The organism is Arcanobacterium hippocoleae (assembly GCF_040360365.1).
Lineage (GTDB): Bacteria > Actinomycetota > Actinomycetes > Actinomycetales > Actinomycetaceae > Arcanobacterium_A > Arcanobacterium_A hippocoleae_A.
Genome location: NZ_CP136412.1, coordinates 221570 through 240918, shown reverse-complemented (window position 1 = coordinate 240918; position 19349 = coordinate 221570). Strand labels below are relative to the sequence as shown.

The window sequence follows — 19349 nt, the reverse complement described above, 5'->3', positions numbered from 1 at the left end:
AAACTTAGGGGAACACTCTAAACAACTTTAGCATAAAGACAGTAAAAGTAAATGACTCTCACTTATTATTCTCGATCAGATTTTGCTAAATATATCGGGGTGGCTGTAGACACTTTAGATAAATACAAGCTACCAGAGCCGGATGTAGTAATCGGGCTTGCTGGACGCGGTACAAAAGGCTGGAAAAAGACACGATTGACGCATGGCAAGCTGCCCGCCCCGGAACGGGTAGGAAATGGAGTTAATCGACAGCATTAACAGTCTCTCTTAGCCGATCCTGCTCAATAGCCGCATAAAGCTGCGTAGCAGAAGGCGATGAATGTCCTAGCAGTTTTTGAGTAAGCAGTAAATCGCCCGTAGCGTTATGTACACATGTGGCGAAGCGGTGCCTTAAAGAGTACAGCGACACGCCCTCAGGAAGTAGGTTAGAAATCCTTTTCCCGACATAAGCCGCAGATAAATGCCCGTAGTCATTGCCGGGAAATAAATATTCGTAAGCCCTGCGTATGCGGGGATGATTCTGGATTACTTAGGAGAAATCCTTGCCGGACTCGGAGCTGCATTAGCAGGAGCTGCAAAGCTAATTGAAGTTCTAAAATCCAGCAAGGATGAAAAAATAAGAAATAAATATTAAGGGGAATCCCTTTAGACGACAGTATAAAGGGAAACCCCGCCTAAGTACAACAGTAAACCATGAAAAAATTAGAAAGCTATCTTGCACTTGCTGCAATAATTCTTGGCTTAATCATCATATTTATAAATCTTCCTGAGGACGATTTCTTCGATGCTCGCAACTAAATGACGGGCACGCTTGTCACTCCGCGAGTGTGGAAATCGAAATGACGTCGGTGCCGTCAGGGCGACGGTAGGACAGCAATAGGAAAGTTGTTTTTAAGCAGGTTGACGAAGCCGCCGAAAACTCGCAGATTACTGAGGTACGCGAGTATCTACCGGGAAACCAGTTATTAGTTGATGGGAAAATTGCATGCACCCCACACTCGCGTGGATATGCGCTGGATGGACGTATTAAGCTACCGAAAATATCCAGTGGATTTATGCTCTAGGTATTGTTACACCAAAACTGCGGATAACTACTAACCTATGCCTTATGATGCAGTGCGAGAGAATAACCGCACCGTATCACAAAATTGCGGCGTTACCGACCGCAAAGAGCTTGCTGAATGATATTTGCGAACACGACGGTTCCCTGCGCAGCCGTATGCGTACCGTCGTCGAGTAGATACTCGCTATGTTCTTCGGTAGCCTGTCACCAATCAATGATTCCAACATTGGAGTTTTGCTCAGCGAATCAAACGGAACAAAATCCGGGGCACTTCAATCCGATTCTTATTGAGAGTGCTTGGCGGAATACGGATACGTGTGCAAGGCGAATGCGGGACACGGGAACTGCTTGAACGCAGCGCAGCTCAGAAACAGCAGGAACAGGGTTAGCCACAATCATTATCAAGTAAACTCAACCAGCTACGAGCAGCGTATCCAAGGAACTCAATAACAAGCACAAAACACACCGCAAGAGCGGACGCGGAGCACGCTAATACGCTGTCTTCCTGCTGCACGATTAATATGGGTAACAGGGCAGAGAAAAATGCTGTTTACTTCAGAACTTATGTTAAATAATTTTTGTGTCTGCATGTCGCTTAATACTGATAATTTAATAAAAGCGGCTGCTGATAGAAGTGCTCCAATAGTTAGAAATAAATCTGCTACAAAACTTGCTACTTGAATAGTACTGTCACGCTCTGCAGAATAACTGTTGTGCGATTATCTATCTCGATACTGTTCTCTAAACGCTTTCAATATTTCTTCAGCATTCGCGGTTCCCACTATTTCAGAGAGAAAATCTACTGCTTCTGACTTTTTAGTGGAGTGCTTTTGAATATCTTGTCGCTGTTAATTTTTTCTGAAGTAAATGTGATTTTAAGCCAGGAGATTTTCCCTCCAGCGAATCACAAATACACTCAAGGATGAAAAATAATTTAATGCGTTCATCTCCAAATATCATTAGTTGTGAAGTAAGAGCGTCAAATGGTTTATCATCACGATATTCCACGCAACGAACAAATATAAAAAATAAATCTTTTAACCGTGCGACTTCGCGTTCGAGAGCATCGATTTTCTGTTGATAATTAATTTCAGAAGACATAGCGGACATAGCTCCTACACAAGAATCCAAATTACACCAGCAACTGCATCGGCAATAACGTTTGCTGCTCCACCGCCGAGAGGGCTGCTTAAAGCGTGAAAGAGCTTCTCTTTTACAACATGGCTGGCTAAGTCGGGCAATTCTGCAACGTCATCAATTGCATCAGCAATTATATCTGAATGATTCCTAATAGCTGTTTTCGTTTCTTTATCTAAGAAATCTCCAGCTAAATCTATGAATTGCTTGCCCCCAGATCGAATCATTCCTGAGATACTTTTTAAATCCTTTTTCGCAGCCCAAGATTTTACTCCACGAGTTTCAATTTCTAGATTTGAATCTGTATCTGCTTTAGCTTCACCATTTAATGCTAACTGCGTTAATGGTTCTACAGATTTATCTGAAAGGTCGTTCTGATGAACAGTGCTGTTTTTAATAAGAGCAGCTTGTTCGTATGCCGCTAGAACTGGATTATCTGTACTGATGTCTGCATATGCAGTTATAGATCCGCTAAAGAGTAAACCCAAGGAGCAAATAGAAGAAGTTTTATCACGAGTTGAAAAGGGAGTAGCCGGCTGCGCATTTTATGCACTGTGTGCCTAGAAGCGGCATAGGCTTCTTGCTGGGCTTTTTGCTATCTCAAAGCTGCTGCTGATTCTGATACGCGTGCTTCTATAGGGAGTACCGGAATCTGCTTATGCCATCCAGCATTTTTCAATTTCTGAAAATAGGCAATGTCTGGAGATAAGTGCGGTTTTGGTTAACGACGGGAGAAGCACCGTTCCGGTAAGCTTGTGAACAGCACAAACGTAAATGCTTCCGACGGCAATAATCCCAACCTGAGTTCTTGCCATCACTTACGTACAGTTTTCTACTTTTTGACACCACTTACGTAGAGGGAAGCTGTGTCTTGCGGTTGATTGTGCGGTGTTGCTGAGGTTGGCAGCGTTTCATATTTTGTTTTGTGTTGTGGTGCAATGAAGCTGGTGTTTACTCGGGCGGAAAGCGGTGTTTTTGCACAGATCAAGCCTGACCGCTGTGCAAAAAACCGCTTGAAACCGGCAAAACTGGACTCGGCTAGAGCTGTAATGAATTTTCCTGTTCCCAAATCCCTTTATGCGCTTCCGGGCAGGACAATTGCGTAACCATTCTCCTCATATTTGATACGGTAAGAAATTTCATGCATTAGAGCACGGATAAAGCGGGTAAAAAAGAAATTGGTGGAAATAAAAATTCTTGCTTTTCGTTGTTACAATACGGGAAATGCAATTATCGAATTTTGAAAGCTGAATAAGCTGGCTTACTGCAATTAGGACTGCCCTGGGAAAGGATACAATCGAGACGTGGATTTATTTAGTAATGCATTTAGCACTGCAGTAAAAACTCGGGCAGGCATGTCAGACGAATCAGTTATTAATGCACCGCTTGCCGTGCGGATGCGCCCGCGTGTAATTGCGGAAGTAGTTGGGCAAGAACACCTGCTTAGATCAGGGCAGCCGCTGCGCCGGCTGATTGAATCCAACACCGACGGCGCCCCCGCATCAATCTTCCTTTGGGGTCCGCCTGGAATTGGCAAAACCACCCTTGCATACCTCACCGCACAAAGTTCCGGAAGGAAATTTGTTGAGGTTTCCGCTGTCTCTGCAGGAATAAAAGAACTCCGCGCAGTAATTGATTCCGCGAAAAATGACCTGTACATTTCCGGTAAAGAAACCATTCTTTTTATCGACGAAGTCCACCGCTTTTCCAAAACTCAGCAAGATGTGCTGCTCCCAGCCGTCGAAAACCGTTGGGTGATTTTGATTGCAGCTACCACCGAAAACCCTTCCTTTTCGGTAATTTCTCCGCTGCTTTCCCGGTCATTACTGCTCACGCTGCACCCGCTTTCAGCTGAAAATATTGGGACACTGATTGATCGGGCACTTACAGATCCGCGTGGATACGACGGCGATATCGCGCTCAGCCTGAAAGCACGTCATGAAATTATTCGCCTTGCAGGCAGCGACGGGCGGCGCGCACTTACAATTCTGGAAGCTGCCGCAAGCCAGGCTTTACCAACTCCGGATGCCGACGGTGCTATCTATGAAAACGAATCAGGGCACGAAAACAGATTCGAAGCTGCTGGTGAAGAAACTGAAAACGCCGCTAATCAAAATACCGCCGAAACTGTTTGCGTGAATAGTGAAAACGTTACAGGAAACAATGATGCTGATGGCGCCAATGAAATCGCGAAAAGCGGCGAGCCGAAAGAAAACGGGAAAAACGAAGATTCCGAACAAAAACATCCGCGCAAAATTATCACCGCAGAAGTGGTGCAGCAGGCCGTCGATACGTATGCGATTCGTTACGACCGCTCAGGCGACCAGCATTACAACGTAATTTCTGCATTTATTAAATCTGTGCGCGGTTCGGATGTGGATGCGGCAATACACTACCTTGCCCGAATGCTCGAAGCAGGTGAAGACCCGCGCTTTATTGCGCGGAGGTTAATGATTTCAGCTGCTGAAGATGTTGGGATGGCAGATCCTTCAGCACTGCAGACTGCTGCCGCTGCTGCGCAAGCCGTTGCACTTGTGGGAATGCCGGAAGCGCGGATTATCCTTGCCGAAGCCGTCGTACATCTTGCTACTGCGCCAAAATCGAATCGTGCATATCAGGCAATAAATGCGGCAATATCCGATGTGCGCAGCGGAAAATACGGTGAAGTGCCGGTGCATCTTTGGGATAAGACCGTAACTGCTTCCAAAGTAATGGCACAGCAAAGCGGGCGCGACTCTGAATATAAATATGCGCATGATGCACCCGGCTCGATTGTGGCGCAGCAATATCTTCCAGACGGTATGTTGGAAAAAGATATTATCAGCCAACAAACCACGGTTATGAAGCCAAAATCACAGAACGTTTAGCAAAGATAAATAAAGCTCTCGGCAAAGAATAATGTTAAACTTCTAGGGTTGTTTGCAGGGAGGGCATGAATATTATATGCGCACCTTGAAGATAAAACAGCGTTAAAAGCTTAAGCTAACCAGTTTAAGCACACCTGGGATCCTAGCCAAAGGTTGATCCCGCAGTCAAAAACTGCAGATAATTCAAAGTATTTGCAGCAAGCAGAACTGTGCCATTAGACGACAGGAGAAAAAATAATGGCTCTCAACCGCTCCCGCAAGGCAGTGCGTCAGTCACGTGCCCTCGGTATTGCACTCACCCCGAAAGCAGAAAAGTATATGGCGCGCCGTCCTTACCGTCCTGGTGAGCATGGCCGCGGCCGCGTGAAAGAATCCGATTACTCGGTGCGTTTGAAGGAAAAGCAGCGTCTGCGCGCACAATACGGTATTCGTGAAGCACAGCTGCGTAAAGTTTGGGATGAAGCCCGCCGCCAAGATGGTCTTGCTGGTGAAAACCTTGTTGAACTTCTTGAAATGCGTCTTGATGCGCTCGTACTGCGTGCAGGTTTTGCGCGTACCATTGCGCAGGCACGTCAGGTAGTGGTGCATCGCCATATTGTAGTTGACGGTCAGATTGTGGATCGTCCGTCTTTCCGTGTGAAGCCAGGTCAGATTGTGCAGATTAAGCCGCGTTCTCAGACATCTTCACAGTTCATGGTTGCAGCGCAGGGGCAGCATGCAGATGTGCTCCCAGCTGTTCCGGAATACTTGAAAGTAGATCTTCCAAAGCTCCGTTTTGAGCTTATTCGCCGTCCGAAGCGTGCAGAAGTGCCAGTCACCTGCGACGTACAGATGGTGGTCGAACACTACTCTCGCTAAACTTTGTTTTTACAGCGCGCCGCGTCAAAAGACGCGGCGCGCTGTGCTTTGCAAGTTTCCCAAAATATTTGCGAACAAATTCAGAATCGGATTTTACTTGCGGTAGTGTGAAAATCACTCAGTGAAAAGCACCAGTATCCGTCACTTTCAGATAGGCTTTACCACATGGCAGAAATTACTCTTGGGCAGATTGCCGGGCTTATCGCGGCATTTAGCTTCCTCGTACTCGTTTATTTTTCGATAAGACCTTTAATAAAGTTTTCCAAAGTTCTCGATCGTCTCGCGGAGAGTTTGCGGGAGCTTACCGATCATACGCTCCCAGCCATTGATGAAGCGGTGAAAACAGTTGCTGAAGCGAATCATCAAGTACAAAAACTTAACGCAATCACTGATGCTGCAGCACGGACAACTGAAGATATTTCTGCTATGACCACCCTTGTGACTTCTACCGTCGGTGCTCCGTTTTTAGCAGCTCGCCGCGGTGCGGAAAAGGTAAAAGAAGCATTTTCGGGATTTACCGGTCATCCAAAAAATGATGCTGAAAATCAGACGGCAGCAAATTTGAAAACCGCGGATCCCGCAGCCGATGTTAAAACTGATCAGCATCATTCCTGAAACAGCTTCCTTTCAGGATAAGAAGTTTAATTTCACTGAAAAATCCTGTTTCTTACTGCTATGCGAATAATTAACAGCAAGACATAGCGGAATGGTATCGGCACTTGGCAGCAGCACTTTCGTGCAAGAAAAATGCAGGGAATTAAGCACTGCAGCTGCTTGCGGTACTGTTCGGGAAATAAATATGCCGCAAGGCTGGTTTTGCTTCCAAATGTTAAATTGCTGGTTTAGTTATTACAAATGCAAGAATTAAACGTAAAATAAACCGACTAGACTTCTAAAATCATTTAACCGATATATATTGACGTAAACAATCGAAATAATCGGCGAAACGAATTTGAATTATTAAATTACGAGGATACAAAGAAATGCGCAGTGCAGAAATTAGAAATCGTTGGCTCGAATATTTCCGCAAACACGATCACGAAATCGTGCCGAGCGTGCCGCTGGTCTCTCCAGATCCATCGATTCTTTTCACAATCGCTGGGATGGTGCCATTTATTCCATATATCGTCGGCACTGAACCAGCACCGTTCCCGCGTGCTGCGTCTGTACAAAAATGTATTCGCACTAATGATATCGATAACGTCGGGCGTACTACCCGCCACGGCACTTTCTTCCAAATGTGCGGCAATTTCTCTTTCGGTGATTATTTCAAAGAAGGAGCGATTGATTTAGCTTTCGGTTTGCTCACCGCAGATTTGAAAGACGGCGGATACGGCTTAGACGGCGATCGGCTTTGGGTGACGATTTGGGAAGAAGACGGCGTCGCATATGATGAGCTGACAAAAAGATTGGTCTGGATCCAAAACATATTGTCAAGCTGAAGCGGGAAGAAATTTTCTGGTCTACCGGTCAGCCCGGTCCTGCTGGGCCATGTGCCGAAATCCATTATGACCGCGGACCGGAATTTGGGCCGGAAGCCGTCGGCGGCACTGTAGATCCGGGCGGGGATCGTTACCTCGAAATCTGGAATCTTGTGTTCGATGAATTTATGCGCGGTGAGGGTGAAGGAAAAGATTTTCCGCTCCTTGGCCGCCTTGATCAGACTGCAATTGATACAGGTGCCGGACTTGAGCGGATTGCATTCCTGCTGCAAAACAAAGCCAATATGTATGAAACTGACCAGGTTTATCCGGTGATTGCAGCTGCTGAAGAACTTTCCGGAAAGAAGTACGGTGCAAAAGAATCAGATGATGTGCTGATGCGTTTGATTGCCGATCATGTGCGTTCTTCGCTAATGCTCATTGGCGACGGGGTCCGCCCAGGTAATGACGGCCGCGGATACGTGCTGCGCCGCCTGATTCGCCGCTCAGTGCGTTCAATGCGTTTGCTTGGGGTGGATGAAACTGCGCTGCCGCAATTGCTTCCAGCTTCGATGAATGCGATGAAAGAAACCTATCCTGAGGTGGAGCAAGACTTTACGCGAATTTCCGAAATCGCATACCAGGAAGAAGAAGCATTCCGGCGCACGCTTTCTGCCGGTACGCAGATTTTTGATCTTGCCGTGGCGAAGGCAAAACTCGGATCGAAAGTGCTCCCAGGTGAAGACGCATTCACACTTCACGATACCTACGGTTTCCCAATCGACATCACTCTTGAAATGGCTGCCGAGCAGGGGATTAAAGTCGATGAAAAACAGTTCCGCGCGCTGATGCAGGAGCAAAAGATCGTGCCCGCGCTGATGCGCAAGCAAAAAGACCGGACACGTAGATGCAACTGTCTATCACGAACTGCAGGAAAAATCCGGCGGAAAAACAAACTTCCTTGGTTACACTGAAACTGCAGCTGAAGCTAAAGTGCTTGGAATTTTACTCGACGGCAATTCTGTTCCGGCGGTGCAAGCACCAGCTGAAGTGGATCTTGTGCTTGATGCTACGCCATTCTGGGCAGAGCAAGGCGGGCAGCTCGCTGATCACGGCACGATTTCCGTAGCCGGCGGGGAATGATTGACGTAAACGACGTGCAAATGCCGGTAAAAGGCTTGTTTGTGCATCGCGGTACCCTTACTGAAGGCAGTGTGGCACTTGACGATACTGTACATGCGCAAATTGACGCTGCACGCCGTGCCCAGATTGCTCGTGCGCACACTGCGACACATATGATTCACAAGGCATTGCATGAACACCTTGGTGAGCAGGCAACTCAGGCAGGTTCGGAGAACGCTCCGTCACGGCTGCGTTTCGATTTCCGCCATGGTCAGCAAATCCCAGCGGATGTGCTTGGCTCGATTGAAGCTCGGGTAAATGATCGCTTACAGGAAAATCTTGAAGTTACCGATCAAATTATGAGTTTAGATGACGCAAAAGCAGCTGGGGCGATGGCACTATTTGGTGAGAAATACGGCAAAGATGTGCGTATGGTTTCCATTGGCGATACTTGGAGCCGCGAACTGTGTGCAGGTACTCACGTGAAAAATTCGGGCGAGTTGGGGCTTGTGACATTGCTTGGTGAATCTTCGATTGGTTCAGGTGTGCGCCGAATTGAAGCACTTGTAGGTGTGGGAGCATATGCTGCAGGTGCGAAAGAACGTGCAATTTTGAACCAGTTGGGCACCTTGACGCATGTTCGTACTGAAGAACTTCCGGAACATATTGATGCACTTATCGGCAAGCTGAAAGCTGCTGAAAAGGAGATTGCAAAACTGCGGCAAGAGAAGATTGCGGCTTCGTTTAAGGCGCTGCTGGAAAATGCGCAAACGCTTAACGGAACAAAATTTGTGCAGCATAATTTCGGAGAAGTTGCAGCTGTCGACGAGCTTCGCAATGCTGCCGCTGAAATTCGGATGAGTCTTGGCGCGGCTGCTGGAGTGGTATCAATATTCGGTATTGCAAAAGGCCGTCCGCTTGTCGTTGTTGCTGCTACTCAGGCTGCCCGCGATAACGGGATAAAGGCAGGTGCGCTTGTTTCGCTCGCTGCAAAGGTTCTCGGCGGCGGCGGCGGCGGCCGAGACGATATGGCGCAAGGCGGGGGACAAGACACTGCAAAAATCGCAGCTGCAATGAACGAAATTAGAGATGCTGTCGCAAACTGATTCTGTTTCAGATTCTTTGCGTGCGGCTATCGCGGCAGTTCGCAACTATAAGTTTGCAATCATCGAAACTGAATTGGATAAAATACTTTGAATAGTTTCCCGCCCCAGGACGCACCTGATGAGCTTCGCAATTTACCGCAAAGCTATCCGGTGCGTCCTGGTGTGCGTATTGCTGTTGATGTCGGTCTTGCACGAGTGGGTGTAGCCCGCAGCGACAGCGACGGAATAATGGCGCTTCCTGTTGCTACTTTTCCCAGAGAAAATGGGGATTTTACCGGAGTTCTCGGATTGCTGGAAACATTTAATGTGCTTGAAATTTATGTCGGTTTGCCGCTAAATATGGATGGCAGTGAAGGGAAAAATGCAAAAGATGCGCGCAGATGGGCAATGCGGCTCTTACGAATGATTGAAAACAAATTCTTCGGATTTTCGCCGGAAATTCGAATGATTGACGAGCGGCTCACCACAGTAACTGCACATCAGCAGTTATTGCAGGCGGGCAGGCGGAGAAAGCATCATCGTGACGTGGTTGATCAGCAAGCAGCCGTCGTAATTCTTGAAAATGCTTTTTCCCAAGAGCGTGCTACTGGGAAAATTCCCGGTAAAACACTGTAGTGTCCGGCGGCGCATTCATTAAACTGCAATTCCGTTTCCTGCTCGAAAATAACTTACACTGGATTAAAACAGATTCGATTATTGCACTTTTGCCAGATGTTGATATAGATTCGTACCGAATAAATATCACACCGAAAAAACTCCGAAAGTACCGCTGGTTGTGTTATAAAACTGTTATATAGAAGATTCGCGGAAGCTAATCTCGATTAGTATCGGCTAGAAGGGCAAGACTCCATTGACACAAATTTTTCAGGATAGCGACGGGCGGCGTTCGCTTCACGGAAATCCGCAGAAGAAACGCTCACAAGGCGGAAACCGGTATCTTGCTGCAATAATTTCACTTTTCGCAATTCTGCTTATCGTAATGGCGCTTGTGATTGTTTGGCCGCGAATCACAACAATAATTACCGGACCAAAATATGAAGACTATCAGGGGAAAGGCAATGGAACTGAAGTAATTATTGAAATTCCAAAAGATGCTTCCGGAACTGAAATCGGGAAGATCCTTGCGGAAAAAGATGTAGTTGCTTCTGCGCGCGCATTTACTGAAGCATTCAAAAACAATCCGCGTGCAAACTCAATCCAGGCAGGTACTTTCAAAATTCAGCTAAAAATGTCCGGAGTGAATGCGGTATCGGCTTTACTCGATCCGGCAAGCAAAGCTGAACTGCGTGTCACAATTCCGGAAGGATTCCGGAAAACACAAGTCTTTGAACGCCTTGCAAATGTGTTGCAGATCAGTGCGGATGAAATTGCAAAAACTGCGGAAGATTCTGCTGCGATTAACTTGCCGCCGGAGGCAAAAGGGGATATTGAGGGCTGGATTGCTCCATTGACTTACGAATTGTCACCGGATACCACTGCCGCAGAAGCGCTGCAGCTGATGGTGGCACATCGAGTAAAAGAACTCGAAAAACTTGGTTTGAGCAGGGACAAGTGGGAACGGACTTTAATCGTAGCTTCTATTGCGCAACGCGAAGTCAGCTACCCGGATGAGTATGCGAAAGTTGCCCGGGTTATTGAGAATCGTCTGGTTGATACTGTTCAGACACACGGTAAGTTACAGATGGAATCAACTTTAATGTACGGTTTGAATAAATCGTCCGCTGTGGCGTCTGCAGCTGATTTAGCAACAGATACTCCATACAATACCCATATGTATAAAGGTTTGCCTCCCGGTCCGATTTCTACACCGTCTGCAAAAGCAATTGCCGGTGCAATGAATCCGGCTGAAGGCGATTGGCTTTACTTTGTAACTGTTAACCTTAATACTGGTGAAACCAAGTTTTCTTCAACCTACGAAGAACACAGCAAGTATGTAGCCGAGTTCAGAGATTGGTACGAAGCGAACCGCAGTTAAGTTTCCTTTGCTGCTCCTTGCTGCCGCAATTACCGTATTGCCAACATTCAATTTTAGGGTTATATGTCTGCACAAACTGGTAAAACTGTGAAAAAGGCTGCCGTCGTCGGAAACCCAATTTCACATTCGCTTTCCCCGCAGCTGCATACTGCCGGTTGGGGCGCGCCATATTTTATCCGGGAACACCTTGAACAAGGTAAGTTTGCCGAATATTTAAATTCGCGGGATACATCCTGGATTGGGCTTGCAGTTACCATGCCTTTCAAGTTTGCGGCAGTCCAAACCGCAGATATTGTCGACGGACTTGCAAAGTCAGTTGGCGCAGCGAACACGATTGTATTTCAGCCCACCGGACCGAAAACACGGATGAGCGTCGCATTCAATACTGATGTTGCGGGAATTGTGAATGCAATCCGTGAAGTTACCGATAGCGTTTTCGACGCAAATTCTGCCGAACCGAACCGGAATTCAATATCAGTTGATTCTTCCCGGAAGCTGGCGGCGCAGCGAAATTTTCCAACAGCTGCGATTCTTGGATCCGGAGCGACGGCTTCGTCGGCACTAGCGGCAGTAATTCAGCTTGGCGCGCAGCAGGTGACTGTGTGTGCCCGCAAATCCGCCGGCCCGAATACTGTGTTTGCTGCGGCGCACCGTCTACATCTCGACCTTAACTATCAGCATATTGCAAGTGAAAATTGCGTGAAGACGATGTCGCACAGTGAACTTGTGATTTCAACTTTGCCCGCTGGCGCTGCAGATTCGGCAGCAGAGCAGCTTGCAGAACTTCTTTCAAATACGCCGTCTCCGGAAACTGCACTCGCTGAAAAGATTCTTCTTGACGTGGTTTATGAGCCGAATCCAACTCAGCTAATGCAAGTCTGGACCAAACACGGAGGAACGGTAGTCCCAGGATGGTTAATGCTTTTACATCAAGCCATTGATCAGGCACGCCTTTTACTGGGAAAACACCCGATATCAGTGCAATGCGCAAAGCACTGAACCAAGCACTTACGGCGAAAAACAGCTCACAATAACGGAAAATCAAAACTCTTGGAATTATTCTCCACAATTTTCCGATATTTCCACAGCAATAGATTTAATGGGTGCACAGAATTGTGTGATGAGCATAGTTTTGTGCTATGGAAAATATTTCACTAATAGTTTTCGTTATTGCAGTAATTCTGCCGCTTTTCGCAAATTCACTTTATGATGCGATAACTGGTTATCTATACCGCCCGCTCACGCATTTTGCTGCTTTTATTGCCGTAATCGGAACTGCCGTACTCTGGTATTCTTCAATCCTCACCAGCTATCAGATTTTCGCAGCAATAGCTGCTGCAGCTTTAATTTTGCTGCTCCTTTGGTGTACGCAATCAGGGTTCATCCGCTTTCGGCACAATGCCGGCAAAAACGAATTTTTACTCGGACGGGGAGATTACCGCATTATCATGATTACAAGTTATTTGTGTGCACTCCAATCACCGACGCTCGCACTTTTTGCACTTGTACTATCGGGATGCGGAATGCTGTTACTTTTTATGATTCTTGCTGTATTCGAGTACATTGAGCACATAGTTAAAACTGACGCAAAACCATTTCCGCTGCCTGCCCGAATAGAGAAATTTTATTTAAACCAAAGTCAAAGCAACGCAAAATCTGATCAAATAAATATTTCCGCAAGACTTTATTCCGCACACAGTGCGCCGATGGGACTTGCGATTGTAATCTCGGCATTCCTGACATTATTTGGTTCGATTGCGCAAACGTAACATATACATGGCAAAATCGAAACATGATAAGTTGGAGTACCGCTGGAGAATCGCATGGCGCAGCGCTTGTCGCCTTAATTGAAGGAATCCCCGCAGGCGTAGAAATTACCAGTACCGAAATTTCATCTGAACTGGCTCGCCGCCGCCGCGGATACGGGCGGGGAAGCCGGCAGAAGTTTGAAGAAGATCTGCTGGAAGTGGTCTCAGGGTTACGCCATGGGAAAACACTTGGATCACCGATTTCGCTGATTATCCGGAATTCAGAATGGCAAAAATGGGAAACTGTGATGAGCGCAGATCCGGTAGATCCGAAAGACTTATTGGTTAATGCCGGTATCGGAGATGAACGTGAAATTGCGCGAAACAAAAAGCTCACCAAGCCGCGTCCCGGGCATGCCGATCTTGTGGGAATGAACAAATTCGGTTTTTCCGACGCACGCAATGTCCTTGAACGCGCCTCTGCGCGCGAAACTGCAGCCCGGGCCGCACTTGGCGCAGTTGCAAAAGCATATCTCAGACAGGCTGCGGGTATTGAAATCGGATCACAAGTAATTCAGATCGGCAGCGTAAAAGCGCCTGAATCTGTGCGGACCAACTTTACTCCGAAAGATTTCATCGCACTTGATCAATCTGCAGTACGAACGCTTGATACTGCTGTGGAAACAGCTTTTATCAACGAAATTGACGCAGCAAAACACGACGGCGACACCCTCGGCGGAGTAGCGGAAGTAATCGCATTTAATGTGCCGCAAGCACTAGGTACCTATACCGATAATCAGCTTCGCCTTGATGCGCAAATTGCAGGTGCAATGATGTCAATTCAAGCCGTGAAAGGTGTAGAAATCGGAGATGGATTTACGACGGCAGGCAGGCGCGGCAGCCAGGCACATGATGAAATTCTGCGCGATATCAGCGTTCCGCAGAAACCAATTTTGCGGGAAACAAATCGCGCCGGCGGAATTGAAGGCGGAATGAGTAACGGTGAGCCGATAATAGTACGGCTCGCATACAAACCAATTTCCACAGTTCCGCATGCGCTTCGGACCATCGATATTGAGACAGGCGCGGCAGCCGCAGCTCTCCACCAGCGTTCCGATACAACAGCTGTCGTTCCCGGCGCGGTAATCGGCGAAGCAATGCTTGCGCTTGTTCTCGCACGCGCGCTCAACGATAAATTCGGCGGAGATTCCATTAGCGAAACACGCCATAATCTCAAGGCGTTTTTGCATACAATTCCGAAGGAGCGGCGCTGATGACATTTCCGAAAGCAGTTTTTATTGGAATGCCGGGGGTCGGGAAATCTGCTGTCGGCAAACGTGTCGCTCGCAGGCTTGGCGTAGATTTCACCGATACCGACTGGCTGATTGAAGAACGGGCGGGAAAAAGTATTGAAGATATTTTCGCCCAAGACGGAGAGGCTGCGTTTCGGCAGCTTGAAGCGGAAGTGATTGCAGACGCACTGCGTAACTTTACCGGTGTAATCTCGCTCGGCGGCGGCGCCGTCACCACGGAAAAAACCCGTAAAGCATTACGAAATCAGCGCGTGATTTTGATTGAAGCAGAAGACAAAGTACTCGCAGCGCGGCTGCGTAACTCTCCCAATATTCGTCCGATTCTCGCCGACGATGTGGAAGCAAAGCTCGCCGGATTACGCCAAACACGTCTTCCGCTGTATCGGCAGCTTGCTCATGAAGTGCTGATTTCGAATCAAGAACCAGTATTTTCAGTAGTTGATGATGCGCTTGCCACGATTCAGTCGCCTCCGCAAAAAGTAACTGTCAGCGGAGAGCAGCAATATACTGTGTATATTGGGCATCACCTAAAAGCATCAATAATTGCCCAAGCACAAAATTATCCCGCAGCAATGGTGATTTATTCACCGGATGTACAAGAGTTCGCCTTTGAGATTGCGCAAAGCTTGCAAATTTGCGATGTACAGACCAGCAAATTTGCGGTACCTGCTGGTGAAGCTGCAAAAATGTCAACGTGCTTGCAAAAGCATGGGAGCACGCAGGGACAAATCATCTTGGCCGCGACGGACTTATTATTACTGTCGGCGGCGGAGCAACTACCGATTTCGGCGGGTTCGTAGCTGCAACATGGCTCCGCGGCGTGGATGTAATCCATGTCCCGACGACGCTCCTGGGAATGGTTGACGCTGCCGTCGGCGGGAAAACAGGTATCAATACTGAGACCGGGAAAAATCTTGCCGGATCTTTCTATCCGCCGGTCGGCGTGTATTGCGATCTTGATACTCTCGCCACATTGCCGGCTGCAGAGCTGCGCGCCGGAATGGGGGAAGTGGTGAAATGCGGTTTCATCCAAGACCGTGAAATCCTGCAGCTGGTTGCAATGCATGGCCGGAAAATTTTGGATTGGCAAAATCCGGGGCTTGCAGAAGTAATTTACCGCGCGGTGCAGGTGAAGGCGAATGTCGTCTCACAAGATTTTCGCGAAAGCGGGTTGCGCGAAATTCTGAACTACGGGCATACGCTTGCCCACGCAATTGAACGCGCCGAAGACTATCAATATCGGCATGGAGAAGCTGTTGCAATCGGATGCGTATTCGCTGCCGCATTAGCAGAAGCTGCGGGAATTGCAGAAAATGGGTTCACCAAATTACACCATGATGCATTTCTCGCACTCGGTTTACCGGTGGATTATCCAAAGGGAAATTGCAAACAGCTTCATGATTTGATGGGATCTGATAAGAAAATTCGCCGCTCCCGCCTTCGCTTTGTGGTGCTTGAAGATATTGGCAAACCGCTGATTCTCGATAAGCCAGATACACAAATTCTGACGCAAGCATTTTCTGCCGTCGGCATTGAAACTAATTGAAACCAGCTGCGGACCAGTGAAGTCACTGCACACGTATCCCGCTCAGATAACTAAATTTCACGCTAGAAAATTGAAGCAAGATAAATGACATCTCAAAAACCGCAAGTCATAATTCTCACGGGTGCTCCCGGTGCCGGTGGAAACGAAGTCGCTTTCGCCTTTCAAGAACTCGGCTTGATGGCGGCAGACGCCGCCGGGTTAACAGCGCATTCAGACGCTGATTCAAGTCTGAAGTGTGCGGTTGAAACCGGAAATTATGAATTGTTTGATGCAGGTATGGCCCGAATACTGCAAGCACTTTTTACCGATATCGAAACTTATCACTGCAGCTGCGATTTACAAAATCGCGATATAAATACTGCAGACACGTATCGTGCAGACAAGAAGATCCAATATGTTATTTTGGTTCCCGCCATCGCTTTTCTAGAACGTTTGTGTCCGGAAAGCAGCTCAATACTTGCATCCAAACTTACCGCAGCATCCGTCAGCCTTACCGTATTAAATGCTGATATTTCAAAGCTGATAGTTCGCAATCATTTGTTTGGCGGCGGAAACGGATTGTTGATGCCCAGACGAATTCTGCGTGAGCAGGTTGCTGATTTTGCTAATGCGGTTAAGATATTTCATCCAACTTACGTTGATACGACCAGCGATTTTGTTCCAAGTAAAATTGCAGCGGAAATTTTAGCATCCCACTAAAGTCCGTGATACCGCAAATTGTTTTCCGAGTACATACCGTTAATTTCGCGTTTGACAAAGAAACCGCTGCCGCATCCCGAGTGCTTAGGGGAAAACATCGCAAACTAAAACAAAAAAATTGCGAACATTAATCAGCAGCAAAATTATGGCGCTGTTCGCAGGAACAGTACTTTTGCTGTACCGATAACGCAGGCTATTAGCACAGCAGCTGCAGATACGTCTGCTGCAGCAATCACTGCTGGAACAGATATGACCCTGCAGGCTTGGAACGACGATATGAATCGCAATGCGGATCAGGTTTAACGTACTAATAGTTAAACGTCACTCACTTTAAGTCTCGATAAGCGCACACCGGCAGCCATTCGCTATTCTTGGATGGGAGTTATATTTTAACGGGTAACAATGCCAGCAGATTCTTTGGAATTTATGGCAGCGAAAAGGTTAGGTAATATCATGGCAACAACCAACGATTTGAAAAATGGGATGGTTTTGAAGATTGACAGCCAGCTTTGGCAGGTTGTGGAATTCCAGCACGTAAAGCCAGGGAAAGGCCCGGCATTTGTGCGGACCAAACTGAAGAATGTGCTTTCTGGAAAGAATGTTGATAAGACTTTCAACGCTGGTGTAAAAGTCGAAACAGCCACAGTTGATCGTCGGGATATGCAGTACCTTTACAACGACGGTCAAGATTTTATTTTCATGGATCTCGAATCGTACGAGCAGCTCCCGATTTCAGCTGAAGTCGTAGGCGGCGCTTCACATTTCATGCTTGAAAATCAGAACGTAGTGGTGGCGACGAATGAAGGGACAGTACTTTTTATTGAACTTCCTTCTTCAGTTATTCTTGAGGTAGCGCACACTGAACCGGGTCTGCAGGGGATCGTTCCAATGCTGGCACCAAACCGGCGACTTTGGAAACCGGTTATGAAATTCAGGTACCGCTCTTTGTAAATGAAGGCGATAAACTGAAAGTTGATACCCGCACCGGTGAATATATTAACCGCGCATAATTTTTTCGAACTGCGTGGCCGATATAACAGATGTGAAAACTGTTTTGTATCGGCCGCGTTAGTTTCCCGTTTTTCTTTACGAAAATTTTCAGATATTCCGAATAGAAACGATTTACTATTCACGAACAATCAGAATTGGAAGCAACAAAGTGGCAGAATATCGCAATTACCGCGATTCTAAACGGAAAGGCCGTTCGCTTCAGCGCCAGCGTGCGTTAGATGTGTTATTTGAAGCAGACACAAAGGATATCCTCGAATCCGGTCTGCTTGATTTGCTTAGTCAGCGCCGCAGTATTTCAACCGCACAGCAGCCGATCAAAGAGTACGGCGTAAAAATTGTTGAAACCTATGCGAAGTGGGCTGATGATGTAGATTCAATGATTGAAGCTGCTTCTCCGGCTTGGGCATTAAATCGCATGAGTGCGGTGGATCGGAATCTTTTGCGGATTGGCGCTACTGAGTTGATGTTTTTATCCGTCGACGTGCCGGTGATTGTGAAAGAGATTTCCGGTCTTGCGCGTGATTTTTCAACTGAAAAAGCGATCAGTTTTACGATGGGCGTGTTGAATCGGATTAATGAAATCCGTGCACTTGAAACCTCCGGTAATGGTGTGCGCGAAGATTTGCTGATTCAAGATATCCGAGCTGAATATCAAGGCGAAACAAATAATTCATCCGCAGCTCAAATCGAAGCAGCAGATTCTCACGCATTAATGGAACTGGCAAATAATTCAGATAACATTGACTAGCTTTTGTCATACGCAGCTTTAAATCTGTTTCTCAGAGTTGCTGCAGCCGCAAATTTTTCGTAACAGACATTATGCCGAAAAATTTGTGGCTATTCTGTTACAAATTCTAGGCCTTTCGGCTCTGTACACAGTATATTTCTTTAACCTTACGCAAATTACTTTTGAATTTTATGTGGAAACATCCGCAAAATAAAAGCTTTAACGTTAAAGTATAGTTATATGCAGCTGCCGATATCGGCAGCTGCAAAGCCACTTGTTTAACAGGAGGAAAGCACAATGGTACTCCCGAAATTATCTGATGAACAGCGTAAAGCAGCCCTTGAAAAAGCTGCTGCCGTCCGAAAAGAACGCGCTCGTTTGAAGAAAGATTTAAAAGATGGAAATCTGAAATTATCGGAGGTTCTTGGCGCAGGCAAAGACAGCCCCGTAGCCGGGAAACTCAAAGTTAGCGCACTTCTCACTTCGCTTCCTGGGATTGGGGTGGCGAAAGCAACTGCGATTATGGAAAGAATCGGAATTTCTGAATCGCGGCGAGTTGCTGGTCTTGGTCCGCACCAAGCCGAAGAGTTGATAAAGATTTTTGGTTAACACGCCTGATTCTTCTTAAATCCAAATACGCTCCTTTGGAAAGTACCTTTTTGATGAAGCTCGGAGATGCTTAATGCCGAGCTTCATCGTTGCTTATATCCTATTTTGAGATTTCTCTCGCGTCCTTTTAGTTTTGCAGGAAAAGAC

At 47.0% G+C, this 19349-nt stretch carries 17 protein-coding genes and 2 pseudogenes; 16 read left to right on the top strand and 3 right to left on the bottom strand.

Features of this window, described 5'->3' with window-relative positions:
- The first annotated feature begins 51 nt into the window (after window positions 1-51).
- Window positions 52-258 (top strand): XRE family transcriptional regulator, encoded by a 207-nt coding sequence (locus tag RQN30_RS01275; RefSeq protein ID WP_353060925.1) that lies wholly within the window; start codon window positions 52-54, stop codon window positions 256-258.
- On the opposite strand, the gene RQN30_RS01270 is transcribed toward RQN30_RS01275, so the two are convergent.
- The 3 genes from RQN30_RS01270 to RQN30_RS01260 all read right to left on the bottom strand — a co-directional run bounded on the left by RQN30_RS01270 (window position 242) and on the right by RQN30_RS01260 (window position 2688).
- A complete protein-coding gene (locus tag RQN30_RS01270; protein WP_353061733.1) occupies window positions 242-508 on the bottom strand; it encodes a tyrosine-type recombinase/integrase in 267 nt (88 codons plus the stop codon). The two genes, RQN30_RS01275 and RQN30_RS01270, sit on opposite strands and share 17 nt — an antisense overlap.
- Before the next feature lie 1371 nt (window positions 509-1879).
- Window positions 1880-2164 carry a hypothetical protein gene (locus RQN30_RS01265; protein WP_353060924.1) on the bottom strand — a complete coding sequence of 95 codons (285 nt, stop codon included), beginning with the start codon at window positions 2162-2164 and terminating at the stop codon, window positions 1880-1882.
- A gap of 14 nt (window positions 2165-2178) precedes the next feature.
- On the bottom strand, window positions 2179-2688 hold the full coding sequence (locus RQN30_RS01260) for a YqxI family protein (protein ID WP_353060923.1): 510 nt from the start codon (window positions 2686-2688) through the stop codon (window positions 2179-2181).
- Between the two features lie 867 nt (window positions 2689-3555).
- Here RQN30_RS01260 and RQN30_RS01255 point away from each other — a divergent pair.
- The 15 genes and pseudogenes from RQN30_RS01255 (at window position 3556) to mihF (ending at window position 19202) form a co-directional block, all read left to right on the top strand.
- Window positions 3556-5067 (top strand): replication-associated recombination protein A, encoded by a 1512-nt coding sequence (locus tag RQN30_RS01255; RefSeq protein WP_353061732.1) that lies wholly within the window; start codon window positions 3556-3558, stop codon window positions 5065-5067.
- A 237-nt stretch (window positions 5068-5304) separates the two neighbouring features.
- The gene (gene rpsD / locus RQN30_RS01250; RefSeq protein ID WP_353060922.1) at window positions 5305-5925 is read left to right on the top strand and encodes a 30S ribosomal protein S4; all 621 of its coding nucleotides are present in this window, start codon (window positions 5305-5307) and stop codon (window positions 5923-5925) included.
- A gap of 165 nt (window positions 5926-6090) precedes the next feature.
- A complete protein-coding gene (locus RQN30_RS01245; protein ID WP_353060921.1) occupies window positions 6091-6540 on the top strand; it encodes a DUF948 domain-containing protein in 450 nt (149 codons plus the stop codon).
- Window positions 6541-6908: 368 nt separating this feature from the next.
- A pseudogene (gene alaS / locus RQN30_RS01240) lies at window positions 6909-9574 on the top strand (alanine--tRNA ligase).
- Between the two features lie 87 nt (window positions 9575-9661).
- Window positions 9662-10189, top strand: a complete 528-nt coding sequence (gene ruvX, locus RQN30_RS01235; protein ID WP_353060920.1) for a Holliday junction resolvase RuvX — start codon at window positions 9662-9664, stop codon at window positions 10187-10189.
- 235 nt (window positions 10190-10424) lie between these two features.
- A complete protein-coding gene (gene mltG / locus RQN30_RS01230) occupies window positions 10425-11549 on the top strand; it encodes an endolytic transglycosylase MltG (protein ID WP_353060919.1) in 1125 nt (374 codons plus the stop codon).
- 63 nt (window positions 11550-11612) lie between these two features.
- Window positions 11613-12548, top strand: coding sequence for a shikimate dehydrogenase family protein (locus RQN30_RS01225; RefSeq protein ID WP_353060918.1), 936 nt, complete (start codon window positions 11613-11615; stop codon window positions 12546-12548).
- A gap of 140 nt (window positions 12549-12688) precedes the next feature.
- Window positions 12689-13318 carry a hypothetical protein gene (locus RQN30_RS01220; RefSeq protein WP_353060917.1) on the top strand — a complete coding sequence of 210 codons (630 nt, stop codon included), beginning with the start codon at window positions 12689-12691 and terminating at the stop codon, window positions 13316-13318.
- Window positions 13319-13341: 23 nt separating this feature from the next.
- Window positions 13342-14571: a chorismate synthase gene (aroC, locus tag RQN30_RS01215; RefSeq protein WP_353060916.1), complete on the top strand. Its 1230-nt coding sequence runs from the start codon at window positions 13342-13344 to the stop codon at window positions 14569-14571.
- Window positions 14571-15410, top strand: a complete 840-nt coding sequence (locus tag RQN30_RS01210; RefSeq protein WP_353060915.1) for a shikimate kinase — start codon at window positions 14571-14573, stop codon at window positions 15408-15410. Before aroC ends, RQN30_RS01210 begins: the two co-directional genes overlap by 1 nt.
- Window positions 15305-16156: a 3-dehydroquinate synthase gene (aroB, locus tag RQN30_RS01205; RefSeq protein WP_353060914.1), complete on the top strand. Its 852-nt coding sequence runs from the start codon at window positions 15305-15307 to the stop codon at window positions 16154-16156. The genes RQN30_RS01210 and aroB overlap by 106 nt, the downstream gene beginning before the upstream one ends.
- Before the next feature lie 84 nt (window positions 16157-16240).
- The gene (locus RQN30_RS01200; protein WP_353060913.1) at window positions 16241-16855 is read left to right on the top strand and encodes a hypothetical protein; all 615 of its coding nucleotides are present in this window, start codon (window positions 16241-16243) and stop codon (window positions 16853-16855) included.
- Window positions 16856-17308: 453 nt separating this feature from the next.
- Window positions 17309-17865: pseudogene (gene efp, locus RQN30_RS01195) on the top strand (elongation factor P).
- 149 nt (window positions 17866-18014) lie between these two features.
- Window positions 18015-18614, top strand: coding sequence for a transcription antitermination protein NusB (locus RQN30_RS01190; protein ID WP_353060912.1), 600 nt, complete (start codon window positions 18015-18017; stop codon window positions 18612-18614).
- Window positions 18615-18890: 276 nt separating this feature from the next.
- A complete protein-coding gene (gene mihF / locus RQN30_RS01185) occupies window positions 18891-19202 on the top strand; it encodes an integration host factor, actinobacterial type (RefSeq protein WP_353060911.1) in 312 nt (103 codons plus the stop codon).
- Window positions 19203-19349: the final 147 nt, after the last annotated feature.